The organism is Nocardioides solisilvae, from assembly GCF_003194625.1.
GTDB lineage: Bacteria > Actinomycetota > Actinomycetes > Propionibacteriales > Nocardioidaceae > Nocardioides > Nocardioides solisilvae.
The window spans coordinates 1,031,739-1,051,447 of record NZ_QHKX01000001.1 but is presented as its reverse complement, the minus strand read 5'-3'; the positions used below and the strand labels follow the sequence as shown (position 1 = coordinate 1,051,447).

Genomic DNA, 19,709 nt, shown 5'->3' with positions numbered 1-19,709 from the left:
TCCCCCTGGGTGGGCACGGTCGGCGGCGCGACGTGGTCGTCGCTGTGGCTGGCACTGTCGCCGACGACCCTCCCACGGCCCGGCGAACGACGCCAACGGTGTCAGGCGCGCGGCGCGTCGGGACCCGTCCGCGTCCGCGTCGGGCACTCCTCGTTGGTGCACAGCCGGTCGTCGACGGTGCCGTCGGGGTCCTTCTCCGCGCGGGTGCGACGGTGCTCGCGGAGCCGCACCTCGGCACCGCACACCCGGCAGGGCTGGTTGTCGAAGTACACGGGGAGTCCCCTCCTCAAGTTACCGGGCGGTAGGCTCTATGGCCGGGACGCTGCTGACTCGTGCCCGGGCACGACATAGGCTCCGCCCTGACGCGTCGTTGCAGGCGTCGCGTGCACACACCCACGAGGAGCCATCCTTCCATGTTGCAGACCATCGCGATCGTCGTCTCGCTCGCCCTCACCGCCGTGGCGATCGCCATGCTGGTCCCGGCGGTCCGGAAGATGCTGGGCGTGATCCGGACCGGGCAGCCGGCACCGGGCCGCACCGGCAACCCCGGGGGCCGCACGGTCACCATGCTCAAGGAGACGTTCCTCCACACGCGGATGCTCCAGTGGACGTGGATCGGCATCATGCACTGGTTCGTCTACTTCGCGTTCCTCTTCCTCAGCACGGCCGTGCTGGCGGCGTACTTCCAGCTCTTCAAGCCGGACTTCGCGTGGCCGCTGATCGGCCACTGGTACCCCTACGAGTGGGTCAGCGAGTTCATCGGCCTGCTGAGCACGATCGGAATCATCTACCTGATCGTCTACCGGCAGAAGCATCACCCGCGCTCCGAGGGTCGCAAGAGCCGGTTCTTCGGCTCCACCATGTGGCAGGCCTACTTCGTCGAGTTCCTGGCGCTCTTCGAGGGCTCCGCGATCCTCTTCGTCCGCGCGGCCGAATGGAAGCTCGACGAGGAGGGGGGCCGTTCGCACTACCCGATCTCCTCGTGGATGGGCGACGTCCTCTACCCGACCGACTCGATCGCGACGATCCACAACATCATCTTCTTCATCGCCATGTTCAAGATCGCGCTGGCGATGGTCTGGCTCATGGTGATCGCCCGCAACATCACGATGGGCGTCGCCTGGCACCGCTTCACCGCGTGGGTCAACATCTGGTTCAAGCGCGAGGACGACGGCAGCACCGCGCTCGGCGCGATGAAGCCGCTGATGTCCGACGGCAAGCCGGTGACCCTCGACGACATCGACGACCTCGACGAGGAGTCCACCCTCGGCGTCGGCAAGCTCGAGGACTTCTCCTGGAAGGGCATCCTCGACTTCACCACCTGCACCGAGTGCGGCCGCTGCCAGTCGCAGTGCCCTGCCTGGAACACCGAGAAGCCGCTCTCCCCCAAGCTCCTCGTGATGGGCCTGCGCGACCACGCCTACGCCAAGGTCGAGGGCACCGAGTCGCACGCCGAGCGGGTGCTGGTCGGCAGCGGCACCAAGGGCGAGAGCGCGGGCGCCGGGGCCGACGTCCTCGACTACTTCTACAACCCCGCCGACGGCGACTTCGTCATCGACGAGGACGTGCTGTGGTCCTGCACCTCCTGCGGCGCCTGCGTCCAGCAGTGCCCCGTCGACATCGAGCACGTCGACCACATCATGGACATGCGGCGCTACCAGCTGCTCGTGGAGTCCAACTTCCCGGCCGAGCTCAACCAGCTCTTCAAGGGCCTGGAGAACAAGGGCAACCCCTGGAACATGTCGCCCAACGCGCGCATGGACTGGGCCAAGGACCTCGACTTCGACGTCAAGGTCGTCGGCGAGACGATCGAGTCGCTCGACGAGGTCGACTGGCTCTTCTGGGTCGGCTGCGCCGGCGCCTACGAGGACCGGGCGAAGAAGACCACCCGGGCCGTCGCCGAGCTGCTCGACATCGCCGGGATCAGCTTCGGCGTCCTCGGCAACGGCGAGACCTGCACCGGCGACCCGGCCCGTCGCGCCGGCAACGAGTTCGTCTTCCAGGGCCTCGCGCAGCAGAACGTCGAGACCTTCAAGGAGTACAAGGTCAAGAAGGTCGTCTCGACCTGCGCCCACTGCTTCAACACGCTCAAGAACGAGTACAAGGACTTCGGCATCGAGCTCGAGGTCGTGCACCACACCCAGCTGCTCAACCGGCTGGTGCGCGACGGCAAGCTCACCCCGGTCAAGGAGGGCGTGGGCGCGGCGAAGCGCTCGATCACCTACCACGACCCCTGCTACCTGGGTCGCCACAACAAGGTCTACGAGCCGCCGCGCGAGCTGCTGCAGATCCTGCCCGGCGCGGAGTACGTCGAGATGGAGCGCAGCAACGAGCGCTCCTTCTGCTGCGGCGCGGGCGGCGCCCGGATGTGGATGGAGGAGAACCTCGGCGAGCGGATCAACGTTAACCGCACCAAGGAGGCCGTCTCCACCGGGGCCGACCAGATCGCCGTCGGCTGCCCCTTCTGCCGCGTGATGCTGGCCGACGGGCTCACCTCGGAGCAGGCCAAGGGCAACGCCCGCGAGGAGGTCGAGGTCCTCGACGTCGCGCAGATGCTGCTGGCGTCCGTCAAGGGCGAGCAGGCCACCAAGGCGGCGCCCGGGTCGTCGAAGCAGGCCGCGGCCGTCGGCGCCTCCGCGAAGGCGGGTGCCGGTACGGCGTCGGGCGACGTCGCAACCAAGGACGAGCCCGAGGTCGGGGACGTGACCCAGACCGAGGAGACCGTCACCGAGACCGCCGACGTCGGGCCGCTGGCCAAGGCCAGCGGCGGGTCGTCGCTCTTCGACACCCCCGCGGAGGAGGCCCCGACCGCGAAGCAGGAGTCCGGGGGCTCGCTCTTCGACACCCCCGCACCGGCGGAGGCGAAGGCGGAGCCCGCCGCCGAGCCGGCCGAGAAGCCTGCCGAGCCCGCGGCGAAGCAGGAGCTGGGCGGCGGTTCGCTCTTCGACCTCGGCGGCGACCAGCCGGCCGAGCCCGAGGCGAAGGCGGCGCCGGCTGCGGAGGCGAAGACCGAGGCCGCCCCGGCAGCGAAGGCGGAGCCCGCCTCCGACCTGGGCTCCGGCGGGTCGCTGTTCGACCTGGCCGCCCCGGCCGAGCCGGAGGAGAAGGCCGCGCCCGCCCCCGCGGCCGAGTCCGAGCCCGCGCCGGAGCCTGCTGCGGAGGCGGCGCCCGAGGCGAAGGCCCCGGCTGCTCCCGCCGCTGAGCCGGCGAGCGAGATCGGGTCCGGGTCGCTCTTCGACATCGCCGCGCCCGAGCCGGCCGCCGCCCCCACGGCTCCGGCAGCGCCCGCCGCTGCCGAGGCCCCCGCCGCGCCTGCGGTCGAGGAGAAGGCGGAGGCGGAGGAGAAGCCCGAGCCCGCCGCCCCGGCTGCCCCGGCCGCGGCCCCTGCGCAGTCGATCCCGGAGGGTGGGTCGCTCTTCGACATCGCCGCCCCGGAGCCGGCCCCGGCCGCCCAGGCCGCACCGGAGCCCGAGGCCCCGGTCGAGGAGAAGGCCGAGGCACCCGCCCCGGTCCCGACCGGTGCCCCCGACGGCGCGGCGCTCAGCCAGGCCGCGACCGCGGCGGCCGCCGACGGCGACGCGGCGCCCGCGTCGGCAGAGCCGGAGCCCGAGCCGGAGCCCGCAGCCGAGCCGGAGCCCGAGCCGGAGCCCGAGTCGGAGGTCCCGGCCGCCGACGAGGAGGCGGAGCGCAAGCCCGCCGCCCCGAGCGGTCCGGCCCACCAGCCGAAGACCGACGTGGACATCCACGGGTCCGGGTCGCTCTTCGACCTCTGACATGTAGGCACGGCTCGACGCAGACCAGGACGGCCGCACTCCCCCGGGGGTGCGGCCGTCCTGCGTCTCCCCCCGCCGAGGAGGTCATCATGAGGAGTCGCCGGAGCGACCATCCCTGATGACGTCCGGCGCCTCACCGCCGCAGGGCGCCCGCCGACCACCGGCGCGGGAGACTGGTCGGGTGAACGCCAAGGACGCCCGCGCCCTGCTCGCCGACGAGCGCGCGACCGCCGTACGACGCCTCGCCCTGCTGACCGACGACTTCGAGGCGATCGTCGCGGCCTCGAAGGACACCAACGCCGACGACGAGCACGACCCCGAGGGCGCCACGATCGCCTTCGAGCGCTCGCAGGTCGACGCCCTGGTCGGCCAGACCCGCCGCCGGCTCGCCGAGATCGACGCCGCCGTGGCGCGCGTCGAGGTGGGCACCTACGGCACGTGCGTCACCTGCGGCCGCGCGATCCCCGACGCGCGGCTCGAGGCGCGGCCCACGGCGACCGCGTGCGTCGCCTGCCCTACGCTCGCCCCATGAGCTCCGTGACCGCCCAGGGCGGTTCCCCGTCGCTGCACCAGCCGGACATGTGGTGGTACCGCGCTCGCGCCGACCTCCTGCGGACGGTTTTCGACCGGTACCTCCCGGAGGGGTCCGACGCGACGGTGCTGGACATCGGCAGTGCCGACGGCCCCTCGGCGTACTGGACCGGCCGCCCCGGCCACGTGGTCCCGGTCGACCCCGACATCCGCGGGCTGGGGGCCGGCAGCGTCTGCGCGGCGCTCCCGGACCTCCCGTTCCCCGACGGGACGTTCGACGTGGTGAGCGCCTTCGACGTCGTCGAGCACTGCGCGGACGAGGCCGCCGCCCTGCGCGAGGTGCGCCGCGTGCTCCGCCCCGGGGGCGTCTTCCTGATGTCCGTGCCGGCCTACACGTGGGCCTGGTCCGACTTCGACGTGCACAACGGGCACCACCGTCGGTACACCCGCCGCCGGGCCGTGGCCGCCGTCGAGGGCGCAGGACTCCAGGTGCTGCGGGCCACCCACGCCTTCGCGGGGGTCTTCCCCGCCTTCGCGGCACAGCGCCTGTCCGCACGCGTCGCGGAGCGCTTCCGGGGCGACCGCCCGCAGCAGGCCGCCGACGTGGCCCCCGTGCCCTCGGTCCCCCCGCTGCTGGAGCGGACCTTCCTGGGGCTGAGTCAGCTGGACAGGAAGGTCCTGGGCCGCTGGGACCTGCCGGTCGGCTCGTCGGTCTTCGTTGCCGCCACGGCGGTCGGCGCCGCCTCTTCCGCCTCCAGCCCTTCCAGGTAGGAGTCCCGGTCGACCACGTACGTCGGCCGGTTCTGCAGGTACTGATAGGTGCGCCCGATGTACTCGCCGAGGATCCCCAGGCTGAGCAGCTGCAGGGCGCTGAAGCCCGACACGATCGCCACCGTCGAAGTCCAGCCCGGCATCGTGCGGTCCACGAGGTGTGCGACCACGGAGGTGACCCCGGCGACGACGGCGAGCATGCCTCCGAAGAAGCCCACGAAGGTCGCCACCCGCAGGGGCGCCGTGGAGACGCCGGTGATGGAGTCGAGCGAGAGGTGCACCATGTCGAAAAGCCCGTACTTCGCCTTGCCGGCGCCGCGACGCTCCCGGCGGTACTCGACGGCGGCGGACGGGAAGCCGAGGGCAGGCACCGCGAAGCGGATGACCCGGCCCGGCTCGGGGAGGCCGTTGACCGCGTCGACCAGGGCCCGCGACATCAGTCGGAAGTCGCCCGACTGGGAGCGGGCGCTGCCCTGGGTCAGGCGGCCGATCACCCAGTAGAAGGCGGTGGCGGTGGTCCGCTTGAACCAGGTGTCGGTGGATCTGTCGTTGCGAACCCCGTAGACCACGTCGGCGTCCTGCTCGTCCGCGACGGCCAGCATCTCGGGGATGACCTCCGGCGGGTCCTGGAGATCGGCGTCGATCGAGACCACTCGGTCCCCGCGGGCAGCGGCCAGGCCGGCCGACAGGGCTGCCTGGTGGCCGGCGTTCATCCGGAGACGGACCACCCGTACCTCGGGCCACTCACGGCGGAGCCGCTCCAGCACCGCTGCGGTCAGGTCGGTGCTGCCGTCGTCGACGCACACCACCTCGTAACCGGCAGCGAGGTCGAGTCCGTCCAGCACCGGGCGGAGCCGAGCGACGAGGAGCGGCAGGACGGCCTCCTCGTTGTACATCGGCACGACGACGCTGAGGGCGAGCGGGGACAGGTCCACGGGACGAGCCTAGGGAGGAGGCGTGCGTCGTTGGGGGAATCAGCGAAATTGCCCCGCGGGACTGGCACACTCGGTGAACACCATGACTGACGTCCCCACCCAACGTTCCACCGGTCCCGACCTCTCCGTGGAGCGTCGCCTCCTCCTCGCGGCGGTCCGCGGCGTGCGGAGCCTGGAGCTGCGCCGCCGGCTGATCGCGTGGCTCCGCTCGATCCCCCGCGACCTGCCGTTCGCGACCCTCCTGGTGGGCCTGGCGGCGGCGGGGTGGGTCCTGGTGGTCCACTCGGAGGGCACGTGGTTCTGGGCGGACGACTGGGACCTGCTCTTCCTCCGGGGCACGATCGAGGGCGAGGACCAGGGGCTCCTCACCGCCCACAACAACCACTGGTTCACGGCGCACGTGGTGGTCTACCGGATCCTCTTCGAGCTCTTCGGCCTCGAGTACACGGCGTACGTCGTGATGGAGGTGCTCTTCCACCTCGCCGTGTGCCTGACCCTGTGGCTCCTGCTGCGGCGGGTCGGTGCGGGCCGCTGGGTCGCGGTCGGCGCGGCCCTCGTGGTGGCGTGGTTCGGGCTCGGCGCCGGCGCCACGATCTTCCCCGCCTCGCTGAACCACGTGGGTGCGGTGCTCATGGGGATGATCGCCCTGGTGGTCGTCCTTCCTCGCCCGCTCTCGTTGCTGCGGGGGGTCGCTGCCCTCCTGTGCCTGCTCGTCTCGGTGATGTTCGGGTTCACGGGGCTCACCATGGTCGTCCTCGTCGGTCTCTTCGTGCTGCTGCACCACGGACTGCCCCGCGCCGTCGCGCTGGGCGTGCCTCCGCTGGCCGTGCTGGGCGCCTGGTACCTCACCTACGGCCGGCGCGAGGGCCCCAACAACTCCGAGAACTTCCAGCAGCCGATCGACGTGCACGCCCTGCCGACCTACGTCTGGAAGGGCCTGGTGGACATCCTGGGCAACGGCTCGGGACTGGCCCAGGCCGGGCCGGTCCTGGCCCTGCTGCTGGTCCTGGCCGTGCTCCGCCCCGGTGACCGGCCGGCCCCGTTCGTCTCGCTCGCCTGGGCGGGGCTGGTTGCCGGCTTCGTCCAGCTGGGCATCGTCGCAGCCGCCCGCTTCCACCTCGGGCCCGACGGCATCGGGTCCGGGCACTACGCCTACATCGTGCTCGCGCTGCTGGGCCCGCCGATCGCCCTCGCCGGTGCGGTGCTGGCCGACTACGCGGGCCGGCCCCTGTGGCGCCCCGGGCTGCTGGCCGCGGCGCTCTTCGTCGCCTACGCGCTGCACAGCGTCACGCTCATGGAGAAGTGGCAGAGCGACTTCACGCTCCTGACGGGCGGTGCCAAAGGGCTCACCCTGGGGGTGAAGAAGGCACACGAGGAGGGGCAGGCGGTCCTGAGCGACCGCAACCCCGACATCTACAACATGCAGCTGAAGGCGTCCTACCTGACGCACCCGTCGATCGTGCCGAAGCTGCCGGAGGGCGAGCCCACCGACAGCCAGCTGCTGCTCGCCCAGTCCTACTTCTTCACGACCGTCCGGGAGGAGCAGGTGGGGGCCTTCGGCAGGGCGGAGGTGCGGGCCCTCTCCGGCCTCGCACCGCTCGACCCCGAGCTGGCCGAGGCCACGAACCGCCTGACCCCGACGACCAACCCGTTCCGTCCGCGTCGCCCGGAGCTGGAGCGGAGCACCACCGACCGGCCGCAGCGGCCCCGGCCGCCGGTCCTGGAGTCCGGGTGCCACCGCTTCCTGTCGACCGCCGAACTGGCCGTGCTCGAGGTCCAGACCCTGGGGAGCGGGACCGAGGTCGTGGTCTTCAGCGACTCGGGCACTGTGGCGACCCGGCTCTACCGGGACGATCTCGAGGGACCGCTGGTGGAGTGGCAGGTCGAGGGCGACGCCGCACACGTGGCCACCTCGGTCCCGGAGACCATGATGCTGGTCTCCTTCGACGGCGACGGCCCGTTCACGGTCTGCGTCGGCTGACGCCGGGCGTCAGGAGCGCATCGCGACGCCGCGCCGCCAGTAGCCCATGAAGGCGACCTGGCGGCGGTGCACGCCGAGACCCCGGACGAGGTGGCGGCGCAGGCCGGTGACCATGCCGGACTCGCCGGCGATCCAGGCGTAGAGCCCCTCGTGGGGCAGGGGGTCCTCGGCGACCTCCTCGCCGGAGGAGGAGTAGCTGGGCGTCTCCCACAGGTCGGGGTCGACGTCCTCGGGCGCCACGTCGGGGGCCACCTCGCCGGCAGCCACCTCGCCGGCGGTCGCCGAGACGCCGTCCACGCCGAGGTGCTCCACGACCGCGGCGTGCAGCCGCTGCCCGAGCGGGGCGTCGCCGCGCGCGATCCAGGTCAGCTCGACGCCCGCCGGGGCGATCACGTCGGGGAGGAAGTCGCCCTCCACCGGCACCTCGAGGAACGCCGCCCCGCGGGCGTCGGCGGGCAGGTCGCGGAGGATCCCGGCCACGGCGGGGACGGCCGTCTCGTCGCCCACGAGCAGCAGCTCGGTGGCCGCGCCGGGCAGGAACTCCACCCCGCCGAAGGGGTGCCCCTTGCGGGGCGCCAGGGTGACCACCCGGTCGCCGGGCTTCGCCTGCGCCGCCCAGTCGGAGCCCGGGCCGTGCTCGCCGTCGGCGACGTGCAGCACGACGTCGACGACGATCCGGGTGTCCAGCCCGCTGCCGCGGACCTCGCGGATCGTGTAGGTCCGCATGTGGCCGCGCTCCTCGGCCGGGACGGCGAGCCAGGTGGCGAACCACGACTCGTCGGCCCCGGTGAAGTCGGGGAGCTCGCCGGAGGCGGCCGGGAAGACCAGCTTGAAGCGCTGGTCGAGCAGCGGACCGTCGGTGCCGAGGTCGAGCAGGCAGTCCCCGCCCAGCTCGAGGCGGACGAAGGACGGCGAGAGGCGGTGGACGTCGACGACCTCGAGGACGCCGAGGACGAGCGGGAGGCCGGGGGCGGCGGTGACGGTCATCAGGGTTCCGATCAGTGGTGGTGGCGGCCCACGGGGACCACCAGGGGCGTGTGGGAGACGGGGTCCTCGATCACCCGGCACTCCAGGTCGAAGACCCGGCGGACGACGTCGGGGGTGACCACCTCGGCGGGCGTGCCGGCGGCGACCACGCGGCCGCCCTGCATGGCGACCAGGTGGTCGGCGTAGCGCGACGCCATGGCGAGCTCGTGCAGCACCATGACGATGGTCGTGCCGCGGGCGGCGTTGAGGTCGCGGAGCACGTCGAGGAGCTCGACCTGGTGGGCGAGGTCGAGGTAGGTGGTGGGCTCGTCGAGGAGCAGCAGGTCGGTGCGCTGCGCCAGCGCCATCGCGACCCAGACCCGCTGCCGCTGCCCGCCGGAGAGCTGGTCGACGGGGCGGTCGGCGAGGTCCAGGGTGCCGGTGAGGGCGAGCGCGTCGGCGACGGCCTCGTCGTCCTCGCGGCTCCAGCGCCGCAGCAGCCCCGAGTGCGGGTGCCGGCCCCGGGAGACCAGGTCGGTGACCGTGAGCCCCTCGGGCGCGACGGCGCTCTGCGGCAGCAGTCCCAGGGTGCGGGCGACCTGCCGCGACGGCAGCCGGTGGATCGCCTCGCCGTCGAGCAGCACGCTGCCCCCGGCGGGCCGCAGCAGCCTGGCCATCCCGCGCAGGAGCGTCGACTTGCCGCACGCGTTGGCGCCGACGATCACGCTGACCCGGTGGTCGGGGACGGCGAGCGAGAGGTCCCGGACGACGGTCCGCTCGCCGTAGCCGAGCGTGACCCGGTCGGCGACCAGGCGCGAGGTGCTCTCCTGCGGCACGACGACCTCCGGGCGTTCGTGGGTGACGGTCACGCGACTCTCCTTCCGGTGCGGCCCGTGGCGAGCAGCCAGAGCAGGAACGGCGCCCCGAGGGCGCCGGTGACCACGCCCGTGGGGAAGTTGATGTCGGCCAGCAGGTAGTCGGCCACGTAGTCGGCGCCGACCACGACGACCGCGCCCACCAGGGCGGCGCCGACCAGCGTCGTCCGGCCGCCCATCAGCAGCCGGGCGATCGGGCCGGCGAGGAAGGCGACGAACGAGATGGGCCCGGCGGCCGCCACCCCGACCGCGGTGAGCAGCACGGCCAGCAGGAGCACGAGGTCGGCCTGGTGCCGCCCGGCGCCGAGGCCGGTGGCGGTCTCCTCCCCCAGCTCGAGCAGCGGCAGAGCGCGGGTCGCCCGGGCGACGAGCGGCAGCAGCACGAGCAGCGCGAGGGCCAGCAGGCGGATGGTGGGCCAGTCGGCGGCGCCGACGCTGCCGGTGAGCCAGCGGAGCACCAGCTGGGCGTCCCAGACGTCGGCCCGGGTGAAGACGTAGTGGACCACCGAGAGGAGCGCGGCGGCCATCCCGATCCCGGCCAGGACCAGGTGGTGGGTGCCGCCCGGGCCCGCGACCAGCCGGACGAGCACCGCCGCGCCCACGGCGCCGAGCACGGCGGCGGCCTGCACGGCCCCGCCCTCGAGCCCGGCCAGCACGATCGCCACGACGGCCGACGCACTGGCGCCGAGCGAGACGCCGATGACGTCGGGGCTGGCCAGCGGGTTGCGCAGCGTCGCCTGGAAGATCGCCCCGCCGACGCCGAAGGCGACGCCCACGAGCACGCCGAGCACCGCGCGCGGCAGCTTGGACTCCATGAGGATGAACGTCGCGCCGGGGATCTCGGCGCCGAGGAGGATCCGGAAGAAGTCGGGCACCGTGAAGGTGAAGTCACCCAGCAGCACCCGGGCGGCGAAGACGGCGAGCAGCAGCACCGAGAGCCCGGCGAGCACCAGGCGGCGACGCCGGCGCGGCGCGCGACGCGCCCGGCGTACGACGGCCACGCGCTCGGCCGCGGTGCCGTCGGGGTGGCGCTCGAGGAGGGTGGCGTTCACAGGGCCCCCGTCCGGCCGCGGCGCACGAGCACCAGGAAGAACGGGACGCCGAGGACGGCGGCCATGATCCCGACCTGCACCTCGGCGGGCGGCAGCACGACGCGGCCGAGGGTGTCGGCGGCGACCACCAGGATCGCGCCGGCGAGCGCGGCCAGCGGCAGCAGCCGGCCGTGGGCGGGGCCCACGAGCGAGCGGACGGCGTGCGGCACGACCAGCCCGACGAAGGCGATGGGGCCGGCCAGCGCGGTCGCCGTCCCTGCGAGCAGGACGATCGCGAGCCCGACGACGGCCCGGTCCAGGCCGGCGCGGCGACCCAGCGCCCTGGCCACGTCGTCGCCCAGCGCGAGGGCGTCGAGCAGCCGGGCGCCGACGAGGGCGAGCACGCCGCCGACGACGAGGAAGGGCAGGCCGGTGAGGAGCACGTCGATCCCGCGGCCGCCGACCGTGCCGACCTGCCAGAAGCGGAACGACTCCATCGTGGCGCGGTCGACCATGAGGACGCCGGTGCTCCAGCTCGTCACCGCGGCCGTGACGGCGGCCCCGGCGACGGCGAGCTTGACCGGGGTCGCGCCGCCGCCGCCCAGCGACGCGATGCCGTGGACCAGGAGGGCGGCGGCCGCGGCGCCGGCGAAGGCGAACCAGATGTAGGCCTGCATGCCGGAGACGCCGACGAGCGAGATGCCCAGGACCATCGCCAGCGAGGCCCCGGCGTTGATGCCGAGGATGCCGGGGTCGGCGAGCGGGTTGCGGGTCAGGCCCTGCATGAGGGCGCCGGCGAGGCCGAGCGCGGCGCCGACGGCGACGCCGAGCAGCGTGCGCTCGAAGCGGGCCTCGAAGATCGGGCGGAGCGGGTCCCCGGCGTCGAGCAGCACCGCCGGGGAGAGCATCCGGGAGCCGACCAGCACCGAGGCGGTGCCGACCAGCAGAAGCGCCACGACGCCGACCGCCCCGAGGCGGGCGGCGGTCGTGGCGCGCGCCGGGGCCTGGAGGAGCGTCACGAGCCGTCGGCCCCCGCGGCGGCCTCGGCGACGCTCGGCAGGAAGTTCTCGACGATGAAGGGGATCGAGAGCGGCGTCGGGTTGGTGATGGAGAGGCCGACGTGCTTGTCGAGCTCGCCGTAGACGTTCCCGGCCTTGATCGCCGGGACCTGCCCGATCAGCTTGTGCTTCGCGTAGGTCTCGAGGTCGTCCTCGGTCTCGACGTAGGTCAGCAGGATGTCGGAGTCGACGGTCTCGGCGCGCTCGGCGGAGACGGTGCCGTAGAACTGGCCGTCCTTCACCGCCTTCTCGACGATCTCGGGGCTCTCGAGGCCGAACTGCTCGAGGATGGCGACGCGCGGGTCCTGGCGGCCGTAGACGCCGATCCCCGACAGGTCGGTGGTGCTGAGGTAGGCGAAGACGAACGACGTGCCCTGCAGGTCGGCGTTCTCCTCCTTGGCCTCCTCGATCGCGGCCTCGGTCTCCTCGGTCACCTCCGCGGCGAGCTCGGAGCGGCCGAGCGCCTGGCCGGCCATCTCCAGCGAGGTCTCCCACGGGGTGACCCACGGCGCCTCCGGGTAGGCCACCACCGGGGCGATCTTGCTGAGCTTCTCGTACTCCGCCTCGGTGATGCCGGAGTTGGTGGCGAGGATCAGGTCGGGCGCCAGCTCGGCGACCTCCTGGACCGGCGTGCCGTCGGAGTCGTCGTACCGCACGGGGGCCTCGCCGCCGACCTCCTCCAGCTCGGCGTCGAACCAGTCGGAGGAGCCCGCGTCGTTGCCGCCCCAGGTGAGCTTCGTGGCGCCCACGGGGACGACGCCCAGCGCGAGGACGTTGTCCTGGTCGGTCCAGCCGAGGGTCGCCACGCGCTTCGGCTCGGCCTCGATCGTGGTCTCGCCGAAGGCGTGCTCGAGGGTGACGGGGAAGGCGTCGGCGTCGACGGAGGTGCGGGCCTCGGGGGCCTCCTCCTCCGCGGTGTCGGTCGAGCCGGTGCTGCAGGCGGTGAGCAGGCCCAGGCCGGCGACGGCCGCGGCGAGCTTCAGGGTGGAGCGACGCATGGAGTTCCTCGGGGACTAAGTGTTAGGGATGCCTTACTTAGCCGAGCCTAACCTCACTGGAGGCGGATGCGCCACCCCGGTCCACGATCGGGGACGCCGGACAGCCCGCGGCCCCGGGGTGCGGGACGGCGGGCTGCTGCGGGCTGCGGTGCGTCAGCGTCAGATGGGGGTGCGATGGAAGTTCGTGAACGACTTCGACGGGGTCGGGCCGCGCTGGCCCTGGTAGCGCGACCCGTACTTCTCCGAGCCGTAGGGGTGCGCGGCCGGCGAGGAGAGCCGGAAGAAGCAGAGCTGCCCGATCTTCATCCCCGGGTAGAGCTTGATCGGCAGCGTCGCGACGTTGGCCAGCTCGAGCGTCACGTGGCCGGAGAAGCCCGGGTCGACGAAGCCGGCGGTGGCGTGGGTGAGGAGGCCGAGGCGGCCGAGCGACGACTTGCCCTCCACGCGCGCGGCGACGTCGTCGGGCAGGGTGCACACCTCGTACGTCGAGCCGAGCACGAACTCGCCCGGGTGCAGGATGAACGGCTCGTCGCCCTCGGGCTCGACCATCCGCGTGAGGTCGCTCTGGTCGGCGGCCGGGTCGATGTGCGGGTAGCGGTGGTTCTCGAAGACCCGGAAGAAGCGGTCCAGCCTGATGTCGACGCTGGAGGGCTGCAGCATCGCCTCGTCCCAGGGGTCCAGGGCGATGCGGCCGGCGTCGATCTCGGCGAGGATGTCGCGGTCGGAGAGCAGCACGCAGGCACCCTACCGTCGCCCGGCCCCCGCGCCGGCCCGCTTGGCCGGCCTCGGAGAATGGTCCCCATGCCCTCCTCCCCCGCCTTCACCCGCTACGTCGCCCTCGGCGACTCCTTCACCGAGGGCGTCGGCGACCCCGACCCGGCGCGCCCCAACGGGCTGCGCGGCTGGGCGGACCGGGTCGCCGAGCACCTCGCGGGCCTCGACCCCGACTTCGGCTACGCCAACCTCGCCATCCGCGGGCGCAAGCTCCCGGCGATCCTCGACGAGCAGCTGGAGCCCGCGCTGGCCCTCGAGCCCGACCTGGTCACGGTCCACGGGGGTGGCAACGACGTGCTGCGCCCCAAGGTCGACCTCGACGCGCTCGCGCAGCGGTACGACGACGCGGTCGGCCGCCTCACCGCCTCCGGCGCCCGGGTCGTGATGTTCACCCTCTTCGACCCCGGGAAGGGCGGGATCTACGGCGCGGTGCGCGGCCGCTTCGCCCTCTTCAACGAGTGGGCCCGCGAGATCGCCGACGCCCACGGCGCCACGCTGGTCGACATGTGGCGGATGCGCGGCGTCGACCTGGTCACCCACATGGACACCGACCGGATGCACCTCAACGCCGCCGGCCACCACTACATGGCCCTGCAGGTGCTCGACGCCCTCGGCGTCGAGCACGGCCTGCAGCCGATGGAGGTCACCCCGGCGCCGCTCCTCGGCCGCCGCGAGCAGCTGCGCGAGAACGCGCGGTGGACCCGGGAGTTCCTCGGCCCGTGGATCCACCGCCGGGTCACCGGACGCTCGTCTGGCGACGGGCTGGAGCCCAAGCACCCGACGTTCTCGCGGATCGGGTAGCATCCCTCGTCGTCGGCCGCAGCAGCACCGCGACCGCCGTGCGGATGTAGCTCAGTTGGTAGAGCGCGACCTTCCCAAGGTCGATGTCGCGAGTTCGAGTCTCGTCATCCGCTCCATGGAGTCCAGGGAGAGCAGCCGGTTCGCTGGCTTCCCCGTGGCCGCGCTCGACTTCTACGACGACCTCGAGGTCGACAACACGAGGGCGTTCTGGGAGGCGCACAAGCAGGTCTACGCCGAGGCGGTGCGCCGGCCGATGGAGGCGCTGGTCGCCGCGCTCGAGCCCGAGTTCGGCAAGGCCAAGGTCTTCCGTCCCCACCGCGACGTGCGGTTCAGCAAGGACAAGACGCCGTACAAGACCCACCAGGGCGCGTTCGTCGCCGCGGGCGAGGCGACGGGCTGGTACGTCGAGCTGTCGCCGCGCGGCACCCGGGTCGGCGCCGGCTTCTACGACGCGAGCGGTCCGCGGCTCGCCGCGATCCGCGAGGCGATGGCCCGCCGGACCTCCGGGGAGGCGCTGGCCCGGCTGCTGGACGGCTACCGGTCGGGAGGCTGGGAGGTCGCGGGCGACCGGCTCAAGACCTCCCCGCGCGGCTACGACGCCGGCCACCCGCGGATCGAGCTGCTGCGGCACAAGCAGCTCTTCGTGGGCCGCCCCTACGGCTTCGAGCCCGAGGCGATCGGTCCCGGCCTGCTCGACCGGGTCCGCGAGGACTGGCGGGAGCTGCGCCCGCTGGTCGAGTGGATCGCCGACGCCGCCCGAGGGGCCTGACGGCTCAGTGGGGCTGCCAGGCGTCCTCGTCGCCGGTGCGCGAGGTGACGGCCTCGGGCAGCTCGCGGGCGGCGAGCTGGGCGATGGAGACCTGCTCGAAGACTTCGCGCAGCGAGCTGCGGGCGGCGATCCAGACGTGCTGGAGCACCTCGGCGGAGTCGTGGTAGGAGACGGCTTCGGGGCGCAGGCCGTAGACGGAGACCAGCGGGCCGTCGACGGCGCGGATCACGTCGGCGACCGAGACCTGCTGCGGGTCGCGGGCCAGCCGCCAGCCGCCGGACTGGCCGCGCTGCGAGACCACCACCCCGGCCTTGCGCAGGTCGGCGAGGATCGCCTGGAGGAAGCCGTGGGGGATGTCCTGGGCCTTGCCCAGCTCCTCGGCGCTGACCGGCTTGGCGTCGGCGCGGCCCACCATCTCGATGAGCGCCCGGAGGGCGTAGTCGGACTTGGCGGAGACGCGCATGGCCCAAGTTTGGCAGACGCCCGCGCGGAGAGGGGCCGGACCCGTGGAGCGGGGCCATGCGCCTCGTTGCAAAGATCACCGTCGTTCCGCTTGCGGGGCGTCCCCTGCCGAGGCACAATAAGTTACTGACTGGTAGGACGCGTGCGCCCCCAGTCCCCCGCACAGGACCGGATCCGCAGGGCCCGGTCACCCCATGAGATCGGATAAGGGTGGGTCAGTGAGCCACTACAAGAGCAACCTCCGCGACATCGAGTTCAACCTCTTCGAGGTCTTCGGTCGCGACGAGATCCTCGGTCAGGGCCCCTTCGCCGAGGTCGACGTCGACACCGCCCGCGAGGTGCTGGCCGAGGTCGACCGCCTCGCCCGCGAGGAGATCGCCGCCTCCTACGAGGACAGCGACCGCAACCCGCCGGTCTTCGACCCCAAGACCCACTCCGCCCCGCTGCCGGAGTCGTTCAAGAAGAGCTACCGCGCCTGGATGGACGCCGAGTTCTGGCGCCTGCAGATCCGCGAGGAGCTCGGCGGCACCCCCGCCCCCTCCAGCCTCAACTGGGCGATCGGCGAGATGGTGCTCGGTGCCAACGCGCCGGTCCACATGTACGCCGCGGGCGCGCCGTTCGCCGGCGTCCTCTACAACAACGCCAACGGCGTCGAGCGCGACATGCGCGTCGCCGAGATCATGGTGGAGCGCGAGTGGGGCTGCACCATGGTGCTGACCGAGCCCGACGCCGGCTCCGACGTGGGCGCGGGCCGCGCCAAGGCCGTCCCCAACGAGGACGGCTCCTGGAACATCACCGGGGTGAAGCGGTTCATCACCTCCGCCACCAACGACATGACCGAGAACGTCATGCACCTCGTCCTCGCCCGCCCCGAGGGCGTCGAGGGCGCCGGCGGCCCGGGCACCAAGGGCCTCTCGCTCTTCTGGATGCCCGAGCACCACTTCGACCACGAGACCGGCGAGCTGACCGGCGAGCGCAACGGCGTCTACGTGACCAACGTCGAGCACAAGATGGGCATCAAGGTCTCCAACACCTGCGAGGTCACCTTCGGCGACCCGCAGGTCGGTGGCGGCGAGCCCGCCAAGGGCTGGCTCGTGGGCGAGGTGCACAACGGCATCGCGCAGATGTTCGACATCATCGAGAACGCCCGGATGATGGTCGGCACCAAGGCGATCGCCACCCTCTCCACCGGCTACCTCAACGCGCTGGACTACGCCAAGGAGCGCGTGCAGGGCGCCGACCTCACCCAGTCGGCCGACAAGACCGCCCCGCGCGTCACGATCACCCACCACCCCGACGTGCGCCGCTCGCTGATGACCCAGAAGTCGTTCGCCGAGGCGATGCGCGCGCTGGTGCTCTACACCGCCACGTGGCAGGACAAGGTCATGCTGGCCGCGCACGAGGGCGAGCACGACAAGCTGGCCGAGGGCGTCAACGACCTGCTCCTCCCGATCGTCAAGGGCTACGGCTCGGAGCGCTCGTGGGTGCTGCTGGGCACCGAGTCGCTGCAGACCTTCGGCGGCTCGGGCTTCCTCCAGGAGTACCCGGTCGAGCAGTACGTCCGCGACGCCAAGATCGACACCCTCTACGAGGGCACCACCGCGATCCAGGGCCAGGACTTCTTCTTCCGCAAGATCGTCAAGGACCAGGGCCGCGCCCTGGGCCACGTCGCCGGCGAGATCGAGGGCTTCATCAAGTCGGAGGCCGGCAACGGCCAGCTCAAGGTCGAGCGCGAGCTGCTCGCCAAGGCCCTCGAGGACGCCAACGCCATCGTCGGTCACATGATCAACGACCTGATGTCGGCCGACGCCTCCGCCCAGGGCGGCGACATCCGCAACATCTACAAGGTGGGGCTCAACACCACCCGCCTGCTGATGGTGCTCGGGGACGTCGTCTGCGCCTGGCTGCTGCTGCGCCAGGCCGAGGTCGCGCTCGCCAAGCTCGGCGGCGACGTCTCCGCCAAGGACAAGGCGTTCTACGAGGGCAAGGTCGCCGCGGCCCGCTTCTTCGCCGCGACCAACCTGCCCCGGCTCACCGCCGAGCGCAACATCGCCGAGCAGATCGACCTCTCGCTGATGGACCTCGACGAGGCCGCGTTCTGACGCACGCCCCACCAGCTCCACCACAGCTCCACCCCAGCTCGACGCGCAGGGCCGCCCGGTGATCCGGGCGGCCCTGCGACGTGCGTGGGGGCCTCAGGCGGTGCCGCCCAAGGGCAGCAGCAGGGTCGCGTCGCCGGTGGCGCTGACCCGCACCGGGACGCCCCAGTCCTGCTGGTGCACGTGGCAGGCGGCGCCCTCGGGCACCTCGCCGTCGACCGGCGCGTCGCAGGAGGCGGCGCGGGCGGCGACGTGGAGCACGCCCTCGCCGACGGCGGGGTCGAGCTCGAGGGTCCGGCGCAGGGCGGTGTCCCGGCCCTCGCCGGACCGCAGCAGGGCGGCCGGCGTGGCGGTCACCATCAGCTGGGTGGCGGGGCCGAACCGGTCGTCGACCTTCTGGCCCGGCGGCGGGGCGAAGACGACGTCGAGCGCGACCGTGGCCCCGACCTCCGTCACCGGGCGCTGGGTGCGGTGGCTGAAGTCGTCGGCCTGCGCGGCCGCCCCGAGCGGCACCCGGACCAGCCGGTGCGCCGCCGACTCCACGACGACGAGGTGCTCGCCGTCGACGTGGGCGCCGCTCGGCTCGGCGAGGCCGGTGGCCAGCGTGGTGAGCTCGCCGGCGACCGGGTCCCAGCGGCGTACGGCGCCGTTGTAGGTGTCGCAGACGGCCACCGAGCCGTCGGGCAGGGCGGTGACGCCCAGCGGGTGCTGGAGCAGCGCCCGCTCGGCCGGGCCGTCGCGGAAGCCGAAGTCGAAGAGGCCGGTGCCGACGGCCGTGCCGACCCGGGCGTCCGCTCCGGCCCCGGCGGCCTCGACCCAGCGCACCGCGGAGACCTCGCTGTCGGCCAGCCAGAGCCGGTCGCCGGCCGCGGCCAACCCGCTGGTCTGCGCGAGCCAGGCCTCGACGGCCGGGCCGTCACGCAGGCCCTCGTTCGTCGTCCCCGCGGCCACCTCGACCGTGCCGTCGCGGGGGTCGAAGGTCCAGAGCTGGTGGATCCCGGCCATCGCGACCCAGACCCGCCTCCCCCACCAGGCGACGTCCCAGGGGCTGGAGAGCCGCTCGACGCCGTCGCCGGGGCGCCACTGCTCACCGTCCCCGGCGAGCACCCGCACCTCGCCCGTGGCGAGCGCGAGCCCGCGGAGCTGGTGGTGGACGGTGTCGGCGACCACGACGTCGTACCCGACCTCGGCGGCCACGTCGTCGGGGAGCAGGCAGAGGCCGTTGGGCTCGGCGAAGCCGCCGAAGCGGCGCAGCACCGGGCCGTCGGCCGAGGCGAGCTCGACGACCTCGTCGTGGCCGGCGTCGGCGACCAGCACCCGACCGTCGGGCAGCGGCACGGCCTTGGCGGGGAACCGCAGGTCGCTGGGCTCGACGGCGGGCGGCACGTACGGCGCGTCCCCCGGCTGCAGGGTCCCGCGCGCGCGGTGCTCGTCGACGAGCTCGCCGAGCAGCCGGTCGAGGGCGTGGACGTGCCCCTCGCCGGCGTACTGGGCGACGACGTAGCCCTCGGGGTCGACGAGGACCAGCGTCGGCCAGGCGCGGGCCGTGTAGGCCCCCCAGGTGGTCAGGCCGGGGTCGTCGAGGACGGCGTGGTGCACGCCGTACCGCTCGACCGCCGCGACGAGCGCGTCGGGGTCGGCCTCGTGGGCGAACTTCGGGGAGTGGACGCCGACGACCACGAGCTCCTCGGCGTACTTCGCCTCCAGCGGCCGCAGCTCGTCGATGACGTGCAGGCAGTTGACGCAGCAGAAGGTCCAGAAGTCGAGGAGGACGAACCGGCCTCGCAGGTCGGCGAGGGTGAGGGGGCCGGCGGTGTTCAGCCAGCCCCGTCCGGTCAGCTCGGGGGCACGGACGCGCATGCTGCCATTCTCAGGTGTCGGTCCA

At 73.0% G+C, this 19,709-nt stretch carries 17 protein-coding genes and 1 tRNA gene; 8 read left to right on the top strand and 10 right to left on the bottom strand.

All coding sequences use genetic code 11. From position 1 onward, the window contains the following. Positions 1-101: 101 nt before the first annotated feature. On the bottom strand, positions 102-272 hold the full coding sequence (locus DNK53_RS17380) for a hypothetical protein (protein WP_162599784.1): 171 nt from the start codon (positions 270-272) through the stop codon (positions 102-104). A 141-nt stretch (positions 273-413) separates the two neighbouring features. On the opposite strand from DNK53_RS17380, the gene DNK53_RS05010 reads away from it, so the two are divergent. The 3 genes from DNK53_RS05010 to DNK53_RS05000 all read left to right on the top strand — a co-directional run bounded on the left by DNK53_RS05010 (position 414) and on the right by DNK53_RS05000 (position 5,075). Next, positions 414-3,773, top strand: coding sequence for a (Fe-S)-binding protein (locus tag DNK53_RS05010; protein WP_110181130.1), 3,360 nt, complete (start codon positions 414-416; stop codon positions 3,771-3,773). Positions 3,774-3,954: 181 nt separating this feature from the next. Continuing rightward, a complete protein-coding gene (locus DNK53_RS05005; RefSeq protein WP_239456354.1) occupies positions 3,955-4,305 on the top strand; it encodes a TraR/DksA family transcriptional regulator in 351 nt (116 codons plus the stop codon). Continuing rightward, on the top strand, positions 4,302-5,075 hold the full coding sequence (locus tag DNK53_RS05000; protein WP_110181128.1) for a class I SAM-dependent methyltransferase: 774 nt from the start codon (positions 4,302-4,304) through the stop codon (positions 5,073-5,075). Before DNK53_RS05005 ends, DNK53_RS05000 begins: the two co-directional genes overlap by 4 nt. Here DNK53_RS05000 and DNK53_RS04995 read toward each other — a convergent pair. Further along, entirely contained in the window at positions 4,964-6,010 is a 1,047-nt protein-coding gene (locus DNK53_RS04995; protein ID WP_239456353.1) for a glycosyltransferase family 2 protein, read from the bottom strand. The genes DNK53_RS05000 and DNK53_RS04995 overlap by 112 nt on opposite strands. A gap of 82 nt (positions 6,011-6,092) precedes the next feature. Here DNK53_RS04995 and DNK53_RS04990 point away from each other — a divergent pair, with 82 nt between their 5' ends. After that, positions 6,093-7,991: a hypothetical protein gene (locus DNK53_RS04990; protein ID WP_162599783.1), complete on the top strand. Its 1,899-nt coding sequence runs from the start codon at positions 6,093-6,095 to the stop codon at positions 7,989-7,991. Between the two features lie 9 nt (positions 7,992-8,000). On the opposite strand, the gene DNK53_RS04985 is transcribed toward DNK53_RS04990, so the two are convergent. From DNK53_RS04985 to dcd, 6 genes are all read right to left on the bottom strand, one after another. After that, positions 8,001-8,978, bottom strand: coding sequence for a siderophore-interacting protein (locus DNK53_RS04985; protein ID WP_110181126.1), 978 nt, complete (start codon positions 8,976-8,978; stop codon positions 8,001-8,003). Between the two features lie 11 nt (positions 8,979-8,989). After that, complete coding sequence (locus DNK53_RS04980) at positions 8,990-9,826, bottom strand: ABC transporter ATP-binding protein (RefSeq protein ID WP_275425731.1); 837 nt, start codon at positions 9,824-9,826, stop codon at positions 8,990-8,992. Then, positions 9,823-10,884, bottom strand: coding sequence for a FecCD family ABC transporter permease (locus DNK53_RS04975; RefSeq protein WP_239456352.1), 1,062 nt, complete (start codon positions 10,882-10,884; stop codon positions 9,823-9,825). Before DNK53_RS04975 ends, DNK53_RS04980 begins: the two co-directional genes overlap by 4 nt. Next, complete coding sequence (locus DNK53_RS04970; protein ID WP_239456351.1) at positions 10,881-11,882, bottom strand: FecCD family ABC transporter permease; 1,002 nt, start codon at positions 11,880-11,882, stop codon at positions 10,881-10,883. The genes DNK53_RS04975 and DNK53_RS04970 overlap by 4 nt, the downstream gene beginning before the upstream one ends. Beyond that, complete coding sequence (locus DNK53_RS04965; RefSeq protein ID WP_110181125.1) at positions 11,879-12,919, bottom strand: ABC transporter substrate-binding protein; 1,041 nt, start codon at positions 12,917-12,919, stop codon at positions 11,879-11,881. The genes DNK53_RS04970 and DNK53_RS04965 overlap by 4 nt, the downstream gene beginning before the upstream one ends. A gap of 159 nt (positions 12,920-13,078) precedes the next feature. After that, entirely contained in the window at positions 13,079-13,654 is a 576-nt protein-coding gene (gene dcd / locus DNK53_RS04960) for a dCTP deaminase (protein WP_110181124.1), read from the bottom strand. A 66-nt stretch (positions 13,655-13,720) separates the two neighbouring features. Between dcd and DNK53_RS04955 the strand changes: the two genes are divergently transcribed. From DNK53_RS04955 to DNK53_RS04945, 3 genes are all read left to right on the top strand, one after another. Continuing rightward, on the top strand, positions 13,721-14,494 hold the full coding sequence (locus DNK53_RS04955) for an SGNH/GDSL hydrolase family protein (RefSeq protein WP_110181123.1): 774 nt from the start codon (positions 13,721-13,723) through the stop codon (positions 14,492-14,494). A gap of 40 nt (positions 14,495-14,534) precedes the next feature. After that, positions 14,535-14,610: transfer RNA gene (locus DNK53_RS04950), tRNA-Gly, on the top strand. After that, positions 14,610-15,263, top strand: coding sequence for a DUF2461 domain-containing protein (locus tag DNK53_RS04945; RefSeq protein ID WP_110181122.1), 654 nt, complete (start codon positions 14,610-14,612; stop codon positions 15,261-15,263). The genes DNK53_RS04950 and DNK53_RS04945 overlap by 1 nt, the downstream gene beginning before the upstream one ends. Positions 15,264-15,267: 4 nt before the next feature. Here DNK53_RS04945 and DNK53_RS04940 read toward each other — a convergent pair whose 3' ends face one another. Beyond that, the gene (locus tag DNK53_RS04940; RefSeq protein ID WP_110181121.1) at positions 15,268-15,726 is read right to left on the bottom strand and encodes an RrF2 family transcriptional regulator; all 459 of its coding nucleotides are present in this window, start codon (positions 15,724-15,726) and stop codon (positions 15,268-15,270) included. A 217-nt stretch (positions 15,727-15,943) separates the two neighbouring features. On the opposite strand from DNK53_RS04940, the gene DNK53_RS04935 reads away from it, so the two are divergent. Continuing rightward, the gene (locus tag DNK53_RS04935; protein ID WP_110181120.1) at positions 15,944-17,827 is read left to right on the top strand and encodes an acyl-CoA dehydrogenase; all 1,884 of its coding nucleotides are present in this window, start codon (positions 15,944-15,946) and stop codon (positions 17,825-17,827) included. Between the two features lie 93 nt (positions 17,828-17,920). Here DNK53_RS04935 and DNK53_RS04930 read toward each other — a convergent pair whose 3' ends face one another. Continuing rightward, positions 17,921-19,684, bottom strand: coding sequence for an NHL domain-containing thioredoxin family protein (locus tag DNK53_RS04930; protein ID WP_110181119.1), 1,764 nt, complete (start codon positions 19,682-19,684; stop codon positions 17,921-17,923). Positions 19,685-19,709 lie beyond the last annotated feature (25 nt).